The sequence below is a fragment of the Flectobacillus rivi genome (genome assembly GCF_030056655.1).
Lineage (GTDB): Bacteria > Bacteroidota > Bacteroidia > Cytophagales > Spirosomataceae > Flectobacillus > Flectobacillus rivi.
The window spans coordinates 312,741-329,136 of record NZ_JASHIE010000009.1 but is presented as its reverse complement, the minus strand read 5'-3'; the positions used below and the strand labels follow the sequence as shown (position 1 = coordinate 329,136).

Annotated in this window: 13 protein-coding genes; 2 read left to right on the top strand and 11 right to left on the bottom strand. The window is 36.9% G+C overall.

Annotated elements, in window-relative coordinates; translation table 11 throughout:
* Positions 1-182: 182 nt before the first annotated feature.
* On the top strand, positions 183-1,988 hold the full coding sequence (gene ggt, locus QM481_RS14150) for a gamma-glutamyltransferase (RefSeq protein WP_283382245.1): 1,806 nt from the start codon (positions 183-185) through the stop codon (positions 1,986-1,988).
* A gap of 136 nt (positions 1,989-2,124) precedes the next feature.
* Here the strand turns inward: ggt and QM481_RS14145 are convergent, their stop codons facing one another.
* The 9 genes from QM481_RS14145 to QM481_RS14105 form a co-directional block, all read right to left on the bottom strand.
* A complete protein-coding gene (locus QM481_RS14145; protein ID WP_283382215.1) occupies positions 2,125-2,805 on the bottom strand; it encodes a VIT1/CCC1 transporter family protein in 681 nt (226 codons plus the stop codon).
* A gap of 213 nt (positions 2,806-3,018) precedes the next feature.
* On the bottom strand, positions 3,019-5,340 hold the full coding sequence (locus QM481_RS14140; RefSeq protein ID WP_283382214.1) for a TonB-dependent receptor: 2,322 nt from the start codon (positions 5,338-5,340) through the stop codon (positions 3,019-3,021).
* A 117-nt stretch (positions 5,341-5,457) separates the two neighbouring features.
* Positions 5,458-5,844 carry a hypothetical protein gene (locus QM481_RS14135; RefSeq protein WP_283382213.1) on the bottom strand — a complete coding sequence of 129 codons (387 nt, stop codon included), beginning with the start codon at positions 5,842-5,844 and terminating at the stop codon, positions 5,458-5,460.
* A gap of 38 nt (positions 5,845-5,882) precedes the next feature.
* Positions 5,883-7,415 carry a cytochrome c peroxidase gene (locus QM481_RS14130; RefSeq protein WP_283382212.1) on the bottom strand — a complete coding sequence of 511 codons (1,533 nt, stop codon included), beginning with the start codon at positions 7,413-7,415 and terminating at the stop codon, positions 5,883-5,885.
* Positions 7,416-7,424: 9 nt separating this feature from the next.
* Complete coding sequence (locus tag QM481_RS14125; RefSeq protein ID WP_283382211.1) at positions 7,425-8,234, bottom strand: MbnP family protein; 810 nt, start codon at positions 8,232-8,234, stop codon at positions 7,425-7,427.
* A 33-nt stretch (positions 8,235-8,267) separates the two neighbouring features.
* Positions 8,268-8,828: a DinB family protein gene (locus QM481_RS14120; RefSeq protein ID WP_283382210.1), complete on the bottom strand. Its 561-nt coding sequence runs from the start codon at positions 8,826-8,828 to the stop codon at positions 8,268-8,270.
* A 176-nt stretch (positions 8,829-9,004) separates the two neighbouring features.
* Entirely contained in the window at positions 9,005-9,388 is a 384-nt protein-coding gene (locus tag QM481_RS14115) for a hypothetical protein (protein ID WP_283382209.1), read from the bottom strand.
* Positions 9,389-9,541: 153 nt separating this feature from the next.
* Entirely contained in the window at positions 9,542-11,731 is a 2,190-nt protein-coding gene (locus tag QM481_RS14110) for a TonB-dependent siderophore receptor (RefSeq protein WP_283382208.1), read from the bottom strand.
* A gap of 199 nt (positions 11,732-11,930) precedes the next feature.
* Entirely contained in the window at positions 11,931-12,317 is a 387-nt protein-coding gene (locus QM481_RS14105; RefSeq protein WP_283382207.1) for a hypothetical protein, read from the bottom strand.
* Between the two features lie 329 nt (positions 12,318-12,646).
* Between QM481_RS14105 and QM481_RS14100 the strand changes: the two genes are divergently transcribed.
* Positions 12,647-13,123, top strand: coding sequence for a hypothetical protein (locus tag QM481_RS14100; protein WP_283382206.1), 477 nt, complete (start codon positions 12,647-12,649; stop codon positions 13,121-13,123).
* Between the two features lie 188 nt (positions 13,124-13,311).
* On the opposite strand, the gene QM481_RS14095 is transcribed toward QM481_RS14100, so the two are convergent.
* The gene (locus tag QM481_RS14095) at positions 13,312-14,991 is read right to left on the bottom strand and encodes a DUF3667 domain-containing protein (protein ID WP_283382205.1); all 1,680 of its coding nucleotides are present in this window, start codon (positions 14,989-14,991) and stop codon (positions 13,312-13,314) included.
* Positions 14,992-15,234: 243 nt separating this feature from the next.
* Positions 15,235-16,320, bottom strand: coding sequence for a recombinase RecA (gene recA, locus QM481_RS14090; RefSeq protein WP_283382204.1), 1,086 nt, complete (start codon positions 16,318-16,320; stop codon positions 15,235-15,237).
* Positions 16,321-16,396 lie beyond the last annotated feature (76 nt).

The window sequence follows — 16,396 nt, the reverse complement described above, 5'->3', positions numbered from 1 at the left end:
GAGTTTGGGCTTTTTGTATATTTGAAGGATATATAGGAATCTTCTAAAAGAGTGTTTCTTGTTACCTTAACTAAAAAGAAAGTCTATGAATTATCAGAATCGATGGAATTTACTTCCTACTAATGATAACGAATAACTTCTTGTACTTTCTGCTTGTTAATTAAAAACCAATCTTCATCATGATGAAATTTAAACACATTGTCTTACTCTCTTCGACAACTTTAGGGCTTATATGGAGTTGTAAAACCCCTGCTGTACAAGTTAACAATACGCCCTCTCCTATCAGCAAAGCCAAAGAAAATCAGGGTTTTTATCAATTTTTAAATGATGATCCTAATGCTTCTCCTTTTGTCGCTAAAAAAGAACCTGTTTATGCACAAAATGGTATGGTAGCAGCTACTCACCCAGAAGCTTCAAAAGTGGGAGTTGAAATCATGAAAAAAGGAGGAAACGCCATTGATGCAGCTATTGCAACGCAGTTTGCCCTTGCGGTGGTTCACCCAGCTGCAGGCAATATTGGCGGTGGAGGATTTTTGGTATTTCGTGACAAAAAAGGGAATACTTATACGTTAGACTACCGTGAAAAAGCCCCCGAAAAAGCCAGCAGAGATATGTATCTCGACGAAAAAGGCGATGTAAAAGCAGGTCAGCCAAGCTGGTATGGTCACTTGGCAAGTGGAACACCAGGGGCTGTTGATGGTCTCGAACAAGCACACAAACGTTTTGGGAAGCTGTCTTGGAAACAAGTCCTTCAACCTGCTATTGACTTAGCCGAAAATGGTGTGGCGCTTACTGCCCGTGAAGCTCGTGGATTAAACAGAATTAAAGACGACTTATTGAAATACAATCCGGGTAAAACGTATTTTCTAAAACCTGATGGGTCTGAGTGGAAAGAAGGCGAGCTATTAATTCAAAAAGATTTAGCCAAAACCCTACGTCGTATCCAATCAGAAGGTCGTAAGGGCTTTTATGAAGGCGAAACAGCCAAGCTTTTATTGGCTGAAATGAATAAAGGCGGCGGAATTATCACTCAAAAAGATTTGGATAACTACCATGCGGTTTGGCGTGACGCCATTGTTGAAACGTACAAAGATTTAAAAGTAATTACCATGCCTCCTCCATCTTCAGGAGGTATTGCATTAATGCAACTTTTAAAATATGTAGAAAATTATCCCTTGAAAAAATGGGGATGGCACACCGACTCTACGACTCAAGTAATGATTGAAGCTGAACGTCGTGTATTTGCTGATCGTGCTAAGTGGCTAGGCGACCCTGACTTTGTAAAAGTTCCTCAAAAAGAATTGTTAAGTCAAGAGTTTTTAAAACAACGCTGGAATGACTTTAGCTTCGATGCAGCCACAGATAGTAAAAAAGTTTCAGGTGGTGCTATTGCTGGCTATGAAAGTATGGAAACAACCCACTCTTCTTTTGCCGATAAAGAAGGTAATGCGGTGTCTATTACTACCACTTTGAATAACTCTTATGGTAGCAAAGTCGTAGTTGCTGGTGGAGGTTTTTTACTTAATGATGAAATGGACGATTTTTCTATCAAACCGGGACACCCCAATTCGTATGGTTTGGTAGGCAACGAAGCCAATGCTATTGCTCCTAATAAACGTATGTTATCGTCAATGACTCCTACCATTGTGGAGAAAGATGGTAAATTATTTATGATTCTTGGTACACCTGGAGGCTCAACTATTATTACTTCTGTTTTCCAAGTATTCTTAAACGTAGTAGAGCATGGGATGAATATGCAACAGGCGGTAGATGCGCTACGCTTTCATCATCAATGGCTACCCAATAGAACAACATTTGAAGAAGGAGCCTTTACTCCACAAACCTTACAAAAATTGTTAGGTCGTGGTTACAAAATAGAATCACAAAAGAACACGATTGGTCGTATGGATTGTATCCTACTTTTGCCCAATGGTAAATATGAAGGTGGCGCCGATGTTAGAGCAGACGACACAGCGATAGGATACTAGTTTAAATTGGAGAATTGGAAGATTTGAAAATGAGCACTAAACTTTACTCATGTTCAAATCTTCTTTTTTACAATCAAAAAAAGCCTGAATACTTTTCTAATACCAGTTACACTATTAACCTATAACCTGAAGAGAATTATCCAAATAGCTTTGCAACGCCAAAGGCGGCAGCCGCCGCAGCAGCACCGATAGATGTTACCTTGAATGCACCTATCCATGGATGTTGACCTGTGATTCTACTTTTGAAAAAACCAAAGACGAACAATGCCAACAAAGTAATCGCCACAGAGAATTTGAGTCCTAAAATAGCATCATCGACCAGAAAATATGGACTCAATGGAATAATCCCCCCTATTACATAGGAAATACCGATAGTGGCAGCGGAGTTTCTTGCACGATTGATGTCTGGTTTCTCGAGACCTAGCTCAAATTTCATCATAAAATGAACCCATTTGTCTTTGTCTTTTGCTAATGCCTCCACAATTACTTCCTGCATATCGGCATCGAGACCATAATCAGCAAACACTTCTCGGACTTCTTCTTTTTCTCGTTCGGGCACTTTTTCGACTTCTTCGTATTCACGTTTCAATTCGGCTTCGTAATGTTCTACTTCGGTTTGTCCAGCCAAATAACCTCCTAAGCCCATAGCTATAGCACCTGCTACAATTTCGGCAATACCTGCCGTTGTGACAATCGAAGTATCAGCTACCGCTCCTGACAAACCCGCAGCCAATGCAAAGGGTACCGTCAAACCGTCGGACATACCAATAACTATATCTTTCAAAAAATCAGAACTCTCCAAATGTTGTTCTTCCATGTTTTATTCGGAATTGGTTTAACGATATAAATACTTCAATTTAAGAAATCTTCTTGTAAAAATCAGCTGAATATGATTCTTTACCAATGATAAATGTTTCTTTCCTATCCGTAAGGGCCAAGTCTCTAGCATATCTGTGCTCAAGAGAACACCATCACTAAATACAACAACTACAGTAGGACTAGTTAAATCCAACCCTACTGTAATGAAGCATTAAAACTTTCCTGTTACAGTTATACCCCACATTCTGGGCATACCCATCATATAAGACCCATAACCGAAAGCCATATATCGTACATCATTGAGGTTACGTGCCCAAATAGCCACGTCAAAATGGTTGCTAGTAACACCCGCCCTTGCATTCACCATGCTGTAAGCATTCTGGTGAAAGGCATTTACAAAATCTAATTGATACTGACCAATGTATCTCAACTCTCCTCTAACAAAGGCTTTGAGGTTTTGAACAGATTTTGATAAAGGCAGGCCGTATTGAACCGCCAACATAGATTGCAAAGCAGGGTTATTAATGGCTTTGTTGCCTTTGTAATTTATTACTGAATTAGAAATTGCATCAAAAAGCTCTAATTTTTTATACTCACTATGTGATGTGCAGGCAGTCCAATCAATCTGTAAATTTTTAATAGGAAGTGCTGCAACCTCCAATTCCAAACCATAATTATCCATGTCACCCACATTGAGCGTAGCATAGTTTATACCGTCTTGTGAGGTAGAAACTTGCTGGTCTTTTTGTTGAAAATAGAAAGCAGTAAGGTTGATTTTAAGTCTGTTGTTCAGGAATGTATTTTTAACGCCTATCTCATAATTATCTGATTTTTCAGGATTGTAGGTAGGATTTGTTACGTTTCCAAAATTGAAACCTCCCACTCTGAACCCTTTGGCATACGAACCATAAATCATCGAATTTTCTGTCAACTTTTGACTCAAAATTACCTTTGGCGTAAAGGCATTAAATGTTTTCTTAGCAGTGCTGTCTGTAGTCATAGGTATAACAACGCCACCTTTTTCAAACGCCGAATTTTGGGTAAGTTCACGGTGCTCTATATCATATCTCGTTCCGACAGTAATATCAAATGTGGGAGTGATAGCATACGTAGCCTGACCAAAGAAAGCTACACCAAAGGCATTTCTTTTGCCATTAGCAATTGACGAATAAGGGGCACTAGGGTCGAGTAATGCGTAATCATTATCAAAATAAGTAGTACTACTATTCGTGCTTTTTTCTCCAAATAAGAAAGAGCCTACTGTCCATTTCAATCTGTTTGTATTTGCAGGAGAAGAAAAGCGTAATTCTTGTGTCCATTGATTTTGCTTTGTCCAAGTCGTGAAGCTAATCAGTTCAGCAGGGCTAAAGTCAAAATCAAATCGTCCTGGGAGCCAAATGTGATAATCTACAAAAGAGGTAATTGAGGTAAAATTGAAGTTATTACCAAAATATTTTACAGCAGCAGAGGAGTTGAAATTGGTTCTTCGTTCGGTATTATCCCAATTTCCGTAAACAGTATAAGGATTTGCTCTGGCTATACTATCTGTTGCCGACCAAGGATAGGCGCCTTTGTCTTTATCACTTTCATATCTTGTGTTCAAGTCGATCGTCCATTTGTCTGATACAAGGTATTTTAGGTTAATATTACCGATATAAGCATTATGTTGATCAAACTCCTTTGTATTCTGTGTAGGATTATCATAGATTGCCCCACGACCGTTTGATTGGAATCCAGCATTGACAAAAAGTTTATCTTTTATTAGAGGCGTATTAAAACCGACGCTGTAACGCTGTTGTCCGTAATTTCCTAGGTCAATTTCGGCAAAACCACTAGTCTTATTAGTTGGTCTTTTGGTAATTACATTGAGTACCCCTCCAAAGGCATTTCTTCCGTAGAGCGTGCCTTGTGGTCCTCTCAAAATTTCAACTCGCTCAATATTACTGAAGTTAAGTGGCGCAGAGAAGTAGTCAAATTGATAAACGCCATCGACATAAGTAGCCACCGCTTGGTCATTTGAAAAGCCCATTGAGCCCCTGATGTTCAAAAAACTAGAACCTGTACTATTGCCATGCTCTACTGTGAAGGTACTTGGTGCTAATGCAGTCAGGTCATTGATTGTCCAGACTCTGTATTCCTCTAATTGTTTGGCATTTAATGAGGTTACTGCCAAAGGCGTTTTTTGTAAACTAGCCTCAATCTTGTCAGCGGTAATGACTACCTCACCCAATGTTTGAGTGTTGTCAGATAGAGTGATGTTTAATATTAGGGATTTATCTATTATTTCCACTTGTTCAATTTTCGATGCAAAACCAACAGCACTAATTTGAAGTTCATATTTACCTTTCTTCAAAGGAATAGCAAAATTCCCTGACTTATCAGCAACTGTTCCTAAAGAACTATTTAACACTGCTACATTTGCAAAGCCAACAACCTCTCCTGATTCAGACTTAATTGTTCCTTGTATTTTTTGAGCAAAACTGCTAGTTGCCCAAAGGCATAGAATAATGGCGATAATATTTTTGAAACTCATTTTATAATTTGATTGAATATGGAACTTCCTCGTTAAGAGATATGCACATAGCATATCATCAATGCAAACCTTAGCGGACAATTGCATTGATTTTATTTGAATTTTTCCTAGAAAATATTAAATCAAAATACGTTTTGGAGGCTGAAAAATATCAGGATGAAAAGAAGTAAGGTCATAAGACTTATCTCCATACAAGTCTTTTCTTTGTACGAAAAAGTAAGTCAGAGTACATAATGAGAGGCATTGGAAGTCATGGCAATACAACACTTCAAATTTATCTTTAAGCGATTGTGGTATGTGTTTTTGTTCTTCTTTATCGGAATTTTTCAGTTTTTTCATCAACTGACAATTTCCATTACAATGCATTTTCGGTTTATTACGATTCTCACAAAGATTTTTTGCAATGTAGTCTTGATTGATTTTGAAAGATAGGTAGATACCAACCTTGCAAAGTGCTTGCAAGAAAATGAGTACCGCCAATAAAAAGGTTACTATCTGTTTCAAATCTTGAGAGTTTGTATAAGTTGGATTTCAATCTAAGGCTAGAGGGCTCTTTTTTTCAAATCCTTGAATTGATATGGCTTAATGATTGAGGTGCTTTCTTCATTGGATAAATTACTGAGCCATGAGAATTTTTTCTCAGAACTTTCATAATAAAACAAAGGCTTGTCTGATGGTTTAAAAGAAGCCATTAACCTAAACATATTTGCGGATAATTCGCCAAAATGATCAAATTGGTGTTCAGCAAGGGCTTTTCCTTCAATAATGTGATCGGCATCGAAGGTAATTCCTTGAAACACTTTATCGAAATAAACTCTTGAAGCAATATCCAGATTCTTTCTCTCAATTCTATCCAACGATAAGGCAAGTTTATTAGCCATAACGGCTGCCTTATTTGTCTCTTTTCTAAGAATAGCATCTTTCAACTTTAGATATAGTACCAAACTCTCATTCATGATGAGTTGATGTTTCTCGTTGCCAAAAGACAGTTTTTTGACATCGTCTAAAATATCTTTTTTAGGAATAACTGTTTTTAAAGAACTTTCAGAAAAAGACTCTTTTTTGATAAAATAGTCGTCATCCAAGGTTTTCAGAAATGCGATAATTTTCATCTTTTCATCTGAGTTTAAGCTAATTCCTAATTTCCCATTTTGTTGTAGAATAGGATCTAAATACTCAGATTTTACCACTTTCCCAGCGTAATGGTCTAGCACTTGCTCAAGCGTTTCGAAACGACCATCGTGCATGTAAGGAGCTGTATATCCCAGATTTCTTAGACTCGGCACTTTAAATTTGTGTTTATCTGATTCTTGTTGATTTACCTCAAAACGTCCTAGGTCTTCTACTTTGGCAACACCAAGTCCATTATTGCGAAAAGAATAATCGGTAAAAAGTTCACCTGCATGACATGAAGCGCATTTTTGTTTAAAAATTTCCAAGCCCTCCTGCTCTTTTTCATCTAGTTCTACTCCCTCCATACGCATATACTGGTCGTACTTTGAATTGGCTGAAACCATTGTAAGCATAAATTGAGAAAGCGCTTTTAAAAACCGTTCGGTATTGATTTCTTCTGAACCAAAAGCATTTTTGAAAAGAGATGGATAATTTTGAGACTTTCGGAGTTTATCTAGCACATTAGCCATACTTTCATTCATCTCAACAGGATTAGTAATTGGCGAAATAGCAAATAAGTCTAAATCATGAACGCCCCCATCCCAACCAAAGCTGGTCGACCATGCCAAATTATACAAAGGCATAGAATTACGTTTAGTCAGTAAGTCATTAACTCCATGACTAAACGCATGTCCATGTTGTGTAAATCCAGCCGATTGCTGATGACAGCTGCCGCAACTTACTGTGTTATCTGAGGAAATAATGGCATCATAAAACAAGGCTTTACCCAACTCTACTCCCTCAGCAGTTAGTGGATTACTTTTAAAATGGTAAGTTGGTTTTGGAAAATTAGAAGGAATTGCAAATAAGTTTTCATCGTCATTTCCTCTCACTCTTTTAAACGAGAACAACACCATAAGCCCAAACAGCAGTAATAGTGTTGGATAAATCTTGTTTTTCATGATACAATATTATTTCAATCCTAAACTGATTTTTTCGGTTGGTGCAGGCATTCCAATGCCATTATAAGAGAACATGGATTTGTAATTTTCAGCAATTTTAGCTGAGTATGGACCACCCATAACCGAAGGATTTTTGGCGATACTTACTGTGGTTTCGCCATTGAGTATTTTAGAGGCATCCATTTTGATACGAATGATAGGTGCGACTTTCCCAGCCTTTAATTTGATGGTTTCGTTGTTGAAAGCTAAACTTACATTACGAATGTTGTTCAATGTTTTTTTGTCACCGATACCGCCAAATAAACCGATGTGGTACATAAAGATGTTTTCCTTCAAGGTTGACTGAGGCGATGAACCTTCCATTTTGACAAAAATATATCCCGAGTTCCATGCCCAGTACATATCTTGAGCATCACCAGCAACGTCCAAACAACCTTTTCTGTAACCAATTTCGGCGGCGCTTCTTGCACTATCAATGCCAATTACAAAGTTGATTCCTACATATTTATCTTGGGGAATATCTTTCAAGGTAATAGTTTGGGTTTCAGGACGATTCTGACGAACCAAAAAATACGAATCATCCTGAGGAACAGTATATACAGAACCATCCTTTTTGACAAGCTGTATGTTACTTACATAATATTGAAGAAGACTAATGTTGAAATCTTCACCCGCTTGATTTTTGTAGGATTTGGCATTTAGCACAACGGGATCGTTGCCCACGAAGTTGTCAAATTTAATATTCAACGAAGTTGTTTTTTGAGCAAACAAATTACTCGCTCCTAATAATGTCAGTAATAAAAAAAATAGTTTTTTCATTTGAATATCGTTTTATAATTAATGATGTAATATTTACCAACCAATATAACCTTCTGGTGTTACGCCATTGAGTCTCAAATAACAAATGGCTTGTCCTCGATGATGAATAATGTGATTTTCGAGAGTGCAGAACAAACGCCAAATCGGTATTTGTCCGCCTGCATAATTCTCCATCTGCAAAAGTTTTTCAGTATGAGTCTCAGTAACTACTTTTTCTACCCAGTCATAAAAGCCTATCAATTCCTGTTCGAGTTCTGTCTTTGTTAAAGTCTTCCAGTAGCCTTGCTTTTTTTCTTTAGATTCGTTAGGATTAAGAATATTCAAACGTCCACACAATTGAGCTGTCGTAAACACGATACAATGCACAAACTGTGTACGCCATGAGAAGGATTCTGGTGTATATTTGAACTCCATCTTCTCTTCTGGCATTTGATTGTAAATCGTCAACGTGTATTTTTTTGAGCTTTTCCATGCTTCGGAAAATTCTTCCTTAAATCTTGATAATTCAGCATTGGTATTAGCCTGTGAAAGACTTGGCACAGCAACAAATCCAGTCACAAGAGACTGTAGGGCTTTTTTTCGAGAAACTTTCATAAGTTGTTAATGAATTGAGTATTAATAAAAGTAACCATCTGGATATATCTTCTACCGTGGCTACTAAGTAAATAGCCACTAAGAAAACATACCAAATAGACAATAGCATTACCTATGTCCATAGCTGGACAATAACCACTTTAGATGGTCGATGTAACGTTACAAAAATATTTGAGTTAAAATTGGGGAGGATGAAAGATGCTCAAAGCGCGAGCACTTAAGAAAGGTTCGATATAGAAATAGTTGATAGAAATAAGGGTTCGGAAAACTCGACTTTCACCTGTTATTCCAGCTTCTATTTTCTGGAAAAACAAGGTTATTTCTTGCATTTTTTCAAGCTTATCTGAAGTAGATTTTTGCTCTCTCTCGTCAGCAGCTTTTAATTTTTTTGCCAAAAAACACTTCCCATCACAGTGTAATTGTGGTCTATTGCGATTTATGCAAAGCTCTTTAGCAATGGAGCTTTTGTTGACTTGGTAATAAATAACAACACTCCACTTACTAAATGTTGGTACATTGAGCAAGACAATTAGCAGAAGTGATATGTATTTTGTTACCATGTCACAAAGATAAAGCAGCATTTGTAGTTTCTTTCACAAATACTGAAGTTTATTATTGTTGTAAAAACTCAGACAATAAGGGCAAACTTATAAAAGAAACATTTCCTCAAAACTCTGCTCTTATTGTCTGAAGTAATCAGTTATTACAATCTTCTACAAATTTAATTTCAATGAAAGAATTACTTGACGCAAATTCCCAGGCGTAATAAATCCACGACCACCATAGTAATATTTTGTATCAAAAATATTATCTCCACTCAATGATAAGGTATATGCTTTTTGAGAATAGCTAACTACTGCATTAAACAAAGTATAAGCATCTGTCGCAAATGTCCCAGCTGATTTGGTATTAATAATGTTATCTTTTCCATAATAATTTCCTCCAAAACCAATTGCCAATCCTTTTAAATCTCCTTTCATAAAAGTATAGTTTGCATACCAGTTGCTCATCCAAGCAGGTCCTGAATTTACAGGTCGTAAACCTTCGGTGTTGGCATCTGACGACGTTAACTTACTATCATTATACGCTACACCTCCGTGCAAATACAACCCTTCTACTGGGCGACTCTGCAAATCTATTTCCACTCCACGACTATATTGTTTTCCATTTTGAATAAACATAGAAACATTCTCAGGATTGGCACGCACCGTATTGCTAATTCGAATATCATACAAACTCAAGCTTGCATCTAATAAATGTTTTTCATGAGCATATTTCAAACCTGTTTCGAACTGGTTACCATATTGAGGTTTGAAATTTGCTACCGTTCCATCTACCTGACTGACAGGCGCTACATTCTGAAAACCATTCATGTAACTGGCGAAAAAAGCTAATTGTTCAGGTAATAGCTGATATGTTAAACCAACTTTAGGGGAAAATGCAGTTTGGTCGTAAGCTCCAGTCCAAACATCTGTTGTCTTATTATAAGTACCTGAATTTTGCAAGAAATCTACTCTAGCACTCAACATCAAAGTCAAGTTTTTGGTAGGGTTAATCACATCTGAAGCATATATCGAGTAAGTCGTAAACGTAGTTTTAGTGATGGCAGGCACTCTACCTAGCAATCTGCTATTGATTTCTGACTCATTGAGTAAGCCAGCGTTGACACTTTTCCCTGCCACCGCCACGGTATCAAAAGTTGGTCGTGCCACACCATTAGCAGCATTAGCCTTTGAACCATCCAACCCATTGGCAGTTGTTCCGTAAACATATCGATAATAATCAGCTCCTAATAATACTCTGTGGCGCACTGAACCAGTTTTCAAATCTCCAATGAAGTTTTGTTGAACTTGCTGATTGATAATAGTCTCTGGTGCATAGTTGACAATTCTACGCACAATCGAGGCATTATTATTGGTCATAACCATCGTTTGATAGTTGCCATAAGACTCGCTATTTGAAGTCATCAGATTTGTTTCCGATTTCCATTGATTTGACAGCATATAGCTAATTTTTCCGTACAAGTTTATAGCGGTAGTTTTATACAAAACACTATTATCTGTGTAAGATTTGTAATAATCTAAATTCAATCCACTTGGACTTTCGGCATAAGTCAACACACCATTTTTGAGAGGGTTCATGGGTGTCAATAACAAATTATTGGTCGAAACTCTTCTCAAAATTTCTGCTTCCGCATCAATTCTCAATTTGTCTGATGCTTTATATGTAAAGCTCGGTGCTAAAAATAAGTTTTGGTAAACACCTTGGTCTTGAAAACTTTCTTTGTTGGTGTAAGCACCCGTTACACGCATCAAGCTTTTGGATTGAGCATCTAACTTTGCATTGACATCAAAAGTCGCACGTTGAAAATTGTTATTACCTCCTGCCAAAGTAATACTTGTAAAAGTATCATCTTGTGGTTTGACCGTCACACGGTTGATTACACCTCCAAATACTGTCATTGAACTTCCAAACAAGGTTCCGCTTGGTCCCTTTACTACATCCAACTGAGCGATATTGACAGGATCAATATCTGAGGCGACATATCCTAATATACCATTTCTGAAGTTAGAACGCGTGCGAAATCCTCTTACGGTGTAATATGGCGAAACACCTGCCCAACTTGGCGATACACCAGTGGCATTCGACAGCATGTTGTATTGCACAAAATAGTTGCGGTTCAAAATCAACTTGCTATTTACTGAATGTGTAACCTGAGGGTTTTCTAAATTTTTCAACGGTATTCTTGAAGTGTATTCACTCGACACATCTGCTGAGTTATTTACTCCACGAATAATTACTTCGTGTAAATCTGTATTTTTTAAAATAGTAGAATCTTTGTCTTGTGCTTGTGAAGCAATATAATTACCTATAAATAAAATGGAAAAAAGTACTTTTTTCATGAGAATATAATTTGGGATATTAGATAGGATAAACCTAGTATTTACAAGAGAAAACAGTCGTTCAATCTCTGTCAGAAACAGAAAACTGTACTGTTTTCCTCAACAAATTGTGATAATTGTGGGTACAGAGACATAGTGCTACATGCATATTATGACATAATACACCATAGCTCAAACTGTTGTACAACAAAGTGGTAACTTAACAAATGGGAGGTTTGAAGATTTTTGAAAAGAAGCTTTGTAAATAAAATATAGGTAGGAAGAAATGATTAGGTATTTCGTAAATCGGTAAAATCAGTTTTGGAGTATTTGTAATGATACAGATTTCGCAATATAAATCTATGATTGAGTTAGTGCTTGCATTTTTCTGTTGAGCTTCTTTTTGTTCGGCAGCTTTGGCTAATTGCTTAGAAAGATAGCACTTTCCATTACAATGCATACTTGGGCGATTACGATTTTGACAAAGATTTTTGGCAATATAATCTTTTCTCAGGCTGTAATCGAGATATACCAAGGGAGAAGACAACATCCTAATACCCAGAATGATGAACAGAAATAATGCTCTATGGTTATACTCTAATGCCATTAATTATCCTCAAAAATGAGTGCAAAGGTAGTTTTAATAGTGTAGGAGTTCAATGATATTTTAGTCATAGTTTATAAATTCAAGGTTTTGTACAATAGAATTGTGGTTTAGTTATACGCTGTTTTTATAAGAAAATTTCTATACTCCTAAATAATCACATGACCTTCTTGCAGCAAAAATATTTTGGGATTTCCCCCTCAATAAAAAGTGACTTAATTCGTATATATAGTCGGAATAGAAAATTTTGCTATATTTAGCAGAATTACGATCTAGACATCATAGACGTACTTGTCAAAACCAGTTTTAACCATTTCAACAATCGTAAAAAAATGAAGAAGTTACTTGCCCTTGCCCTTTTATTGGCTAATGTATTAGTTTGGGATGCTAATGCTCAAAAACCTAAAGACGAAACCAAAGACGCTAAAAAAGAGAAAAAAGAAAAGAAAGACAAAAAGGATAAAGAAGAAAAAGCTGACAAAACCGACAAAAAGGACAAGAAAGCTAAAGAGGATAAAGCTCCGAAAGAAGACAAGAAAGTAAAGGAAGATAAGGCTGCTAAAGAAGATAAAAAAGCAGACAAAGACGCTAAGAAAAAAGAAAAAGAGGTAAAGAAAACTGATGACAAAAACTCAACAGTAAAACCTGAGCCGAAAAAAGTTGATAAGAAAACGGAAAAAGCTGCTGCTGGCGACGACAAAATCGTAGGAAAAGATGACAAAGGTCGCTCTATCTACGAAGGTCCAAAAGGTGGTCGTTACTACATCAACTCAAATGGTAACAAGTCTTACATCAAAAAAGACAATTAATAAACACATTTAATGATTTGTGATTATTAACGTCTAAAGATGTATCCTCTTGAAATATAGTATCAAAAAGGGCGTTCGAAATGAGTTTTTCGAACGCCTTTTTAATTGACTGTCAGGATATTTCTAAGAAAGTATCTCACAACTCATGAATAATCACTCATCCACTTAATCATAATTCACTCAAACTTCTATTGTAAGGCAAATTTGATAGCGCCTGTAATCCCAAGTACCATCGTAAACGTAAAACAGTACATACAAAACAAGACCATAGACTTCCAGATAGTTTTTAGCCAAGACTGTCGATATACTACTTTAAGCGACATAGCGAAGTAAATCATAAATACAATCATCGCAACGCTCAATGCGATATTCCAATGCCCCACCAGCAAGCCTATGCCAACAAATATCATGAGCATGAGCATGAAAATTGAATGAATATGTATTGAAAAAATCAAGTGTTCGTAATAGAATCTAGTTTGTCCATCAAAAAGCTTTGGAAGAGCAGGGAAAGGCTTCTGGCGCATAAAGCCCCCCGTCAAGGTGTATTTCAACAATTTAAAACTGTAAGATATCCATTTGAAAGGGTACCATAGTAAACTATGAACACGCTTACTGTAGCTAATTTTAAGCATCAGTGCTACCAATGGCATTAGGATAAACATCATGAAAGAAATTACATTTACACCAAAGTGAACCATTTCGCCAATTGCCTTTTCGGCGTCCTCGTCAAATGCCAATTCATAATATGTGACGTTACGACGTAAACCTCTTTTCAAAAACGCAAAAGTACTTTTACTTCCCTCCTCCTTTACAATCAAACTGTCTAAATCTTCATTACTCATACTAAGTAAACGTTTTTTATAAGTTCTATTTTGAAGACTTCCATCGCTACTTTTGGTGAATACCTTTACCCCTTCAATCCATACGGGTACTTTTACATTGTTCTTCAATGAATGTAGAATAAGGGTGTACTCAATTTTGCCTTTTTTCCCCAGCCTTTCAGTAAAGTATGCCTTCAAATCCTCCGCAGGTTCGGTGATTGCTTCTGTGTGTATCGAATCCAAAGCTAGTTGTTTTTGGATTTCTATTAATATGGGACGTTGCTTATACTCAGGTAAGGAATCAATAATAGCTCTTAGGGTATCCTCTCTTTCTACATTCATTTCGTCTAAAATCTCATCAGTCGAAATATCAAAATTCGATACATAGTCAATAAATCCTTTTGCTTGAGATGCTAGTTTTGTTTGTTTATCAAGTGTTTTTAGCTGTTTTTCATCTCTAGCAATCTTCTTTTCTAAGGTATGTTGTAAACTTGTATCTTCCCTAGCAATAGCCGAATCAAGTTCCATATTCAGATTTGCGATTTCCTTACTCTTATCCTCTCTCTTTTGTCTTACAGCTTTCAGGGCTTGGCTTTGTATAGATTTGTCCTCCTTTTTATTACTTTCTTGTTCATCGTCTTCATCTTTATCAGCTCGTTTCGAATCACCTTTCAATCCATCGATGACACCTCTTGCTACATCATTCGTAGAATTTAAGCCCATCTCTACTAGTTCATCGAAAGCAATAAAAAACACAAATGATACAATAAAATAAAGGCGAATTGGAGGCACATAGCGAGCCCTTCTTCCCTCCAAAAAATCTTTAGTAATCTTACCTGGTTGTGAAAAAATTGATTTTGCAGTATTGTAGAACTTTGTATCAAAATTGGTAATGCCTTCAAAAACATCATACAAGAGCTGTCCGATTCCTACTTTCAAATCATGGTTTTCTTGACCACAATTTGAGCAGAAATTATCTTCTGGTTTCAGCATGTTATGACAGTTGTGACAGACTTCTACTTTACGACGATTTTTGTGTATCGACATTTTAAATAAGTTTAAGGTTTGTGACGCACCGTTGAGGGGAAATCAACAGGAAAAGTGAATGAAACTCCAAACGGTTTAGGTAGTTTAATAAAATTTTCTCAAAATACTCATTTTTTCAAATATTGCATAGACGATCAATGCTTTTAGATGCAGAATAAGCAAGCTTTTGAATTTTAGCTATTTTCCATAAAAAAAGGAGAACACCTTTCGGCATTCTCCTTTTTACATTTATAAAAGACAGGATTATAAGCTTTCATCCAACTTGCTGTCATCTGCTACACCACCTTCTGGGTCTAACAACGCACCGTCATCGCCTTTTACTTTATCTTTGATTTTGCGTTCTAGCTCATCCAACAATTCAGGATTATCGCGAATCATCTCTTTTACGGCGTCACGACCTTGTCCTAAACGGTTTCCATCATAACTAAACCAAGAACCAGATTTTTTTACGATATCGAGTTCTACAGCTAAGTCGAGCACCTCACCAGATTTTGAGATACCTTCGCCATACATAATATCAAACTCGATTACTTTAAATGGAGGTGCCAACTTGTTTTTTACCACCTTCACTTTTGTACGGTTACCAATGATATTATCAGCACCTTCTTTGATTTGTCCAATACGACGAATATCCAAACGTACCGAAGCGTAGAATTTCAAGGCATTACCACCTGTTGTTGTTTCTGGGTTACCAAACATCACCCCGATTTTATCACGAAGCTGGTTGATAAAGATACAGCAACAACCTGTTTTGTTAATTACCCCTGTTAACTTACGAAGAGCTTGAGACATCAAACGAGCCTGTAGACCCATTTTTGAATCACCCATATCACCTTCAAGTTCAGCTTTTGGTACTAGGGCAGCTACAGAGTCAATCACACAAATGTCAATAGCTCCTGAACTAATCAATTGTTCTGCGATTTCGAGAGCTTGCTCACCATTATCAGGTTGAGAAATCAACAGTTGGCTAGTGTCAATACCAAGTTTTTCGGCATACGCACGGTCAAAGGCGTGTTCGGCATCAACAAATGCAGCCAAACCTCCTCCTTTTTGAGCCTCTGCAATACAGTGCATTGCTAAGGTTGTTTTACCAGAAGATTCTGGTCCGTAAACTTCTACAATTCTTCCACGAGGTACACCACCAATACCTAGTGCCAAATCTAAGCCCAATGAGCCTGTAGAAATCACTGGAACGTCTATAACTTTACTGTCAGACAAACGCATTACGGTACCTTTACCATAAGTTTTATCCAAACGCTCAAGCGTAGTTTGTAGGGCTTTGAGTTTCTCTGCTGCAGGATTACTTGCTTCAGCTTGTTGCTTTGCCATGTTGTATAAATATAAGATAAAAAGAATGACTTTATTTGAATGAATTGTCTATAGAAAATCCAAACCTCGGTACTTT

Excerpts from the sequence above, each read along its gene's own strand:
- QM481_RS14115 (WP_283382209.1), bottom strand. The coding sequence starts at position 9,388 with ATGGTAACAAAATACATATCACTTCTGCTAATTGTCTTGCTCAATGTA.
- QM481_RS14100 (WP_283382206.1), top strand. The coding sequence starts at position 12,647 with ATGAAGAAGTTACTTGCCCTTGCCCTTTTATTGGCTAATGTATTAGTT.
- QM481_RS14110 (WP_283382208.1), bottom strand. The coding sequence starts at position 11,731 with ATGAAAAAAGTACTTTTTTCCATTTTATTTATAGGTAATTATATTGCT.
- QM481_RS14105 (WP_283382207.1), bottom strand. The coding sequence starts at position 12,317 with ATGGCATTAGAGTATAACCATAGAGCATTATTTCTGTTCATCATTCTG.
- QM481_RS14145 (WP_283382215.1), bottom strand. The coding sequence starts at position 2,805 with ATGGAAGAACAACATTTGGAGAGTTCTGATTTTTTGAAAGATATAGTT.
- QM481_RS14140 (WP_283382214.1), bottom strand. The coding sequence starts at position 5,340 with ATGAGTTTCAAAAATATTATCGCCATTATTCTATGCCTTTGGGCAACT.
- QM481_RS14130 (WP_283382212.1), bottom strand. The coding sequence starts at position 7,415 with ATGAAAAACAAGATTTATCCAACACTATTACTGCTGTTTGGGCTTATG.
- QM481_RS14120 (WP_283382210.1), bottom strand. The coding sequence starts at position 8,828 with ATGAAAGTTTCTCGAAAAAAAGCCCTACAGTCTCTTGTGACTGGATTT.
- ggt (WP_283382245.1), top strand. The coding sequence starts at position 183 with ATGAAATTTAAACACATTGTCTTACTCTCTTCGACAACTTTAGGGCTT.
- QM481_RS14125 (WP_283382211.1), bottom strand. The coding sequence starts at position 8,234 with ATGAAAAAACTATTTTTTTTATTACTGACATTATTAGGAGCGAGTAAT.
- QM481_RS14095 (WP_283382205.1), bottom strand. The coding sequence starts at position 14,991 with ATGTCGATACACAAAAATCGTCGTAAAGTAGAAGTCTGTCACAACTGT.
- recA (WP_283382204.1), bottom strand. The coding sequence starts at position 16,320 with ATGGCAAAGCAACAAGCTGAAGCAAGTAATCCTGCAGCAGAGAAACTC.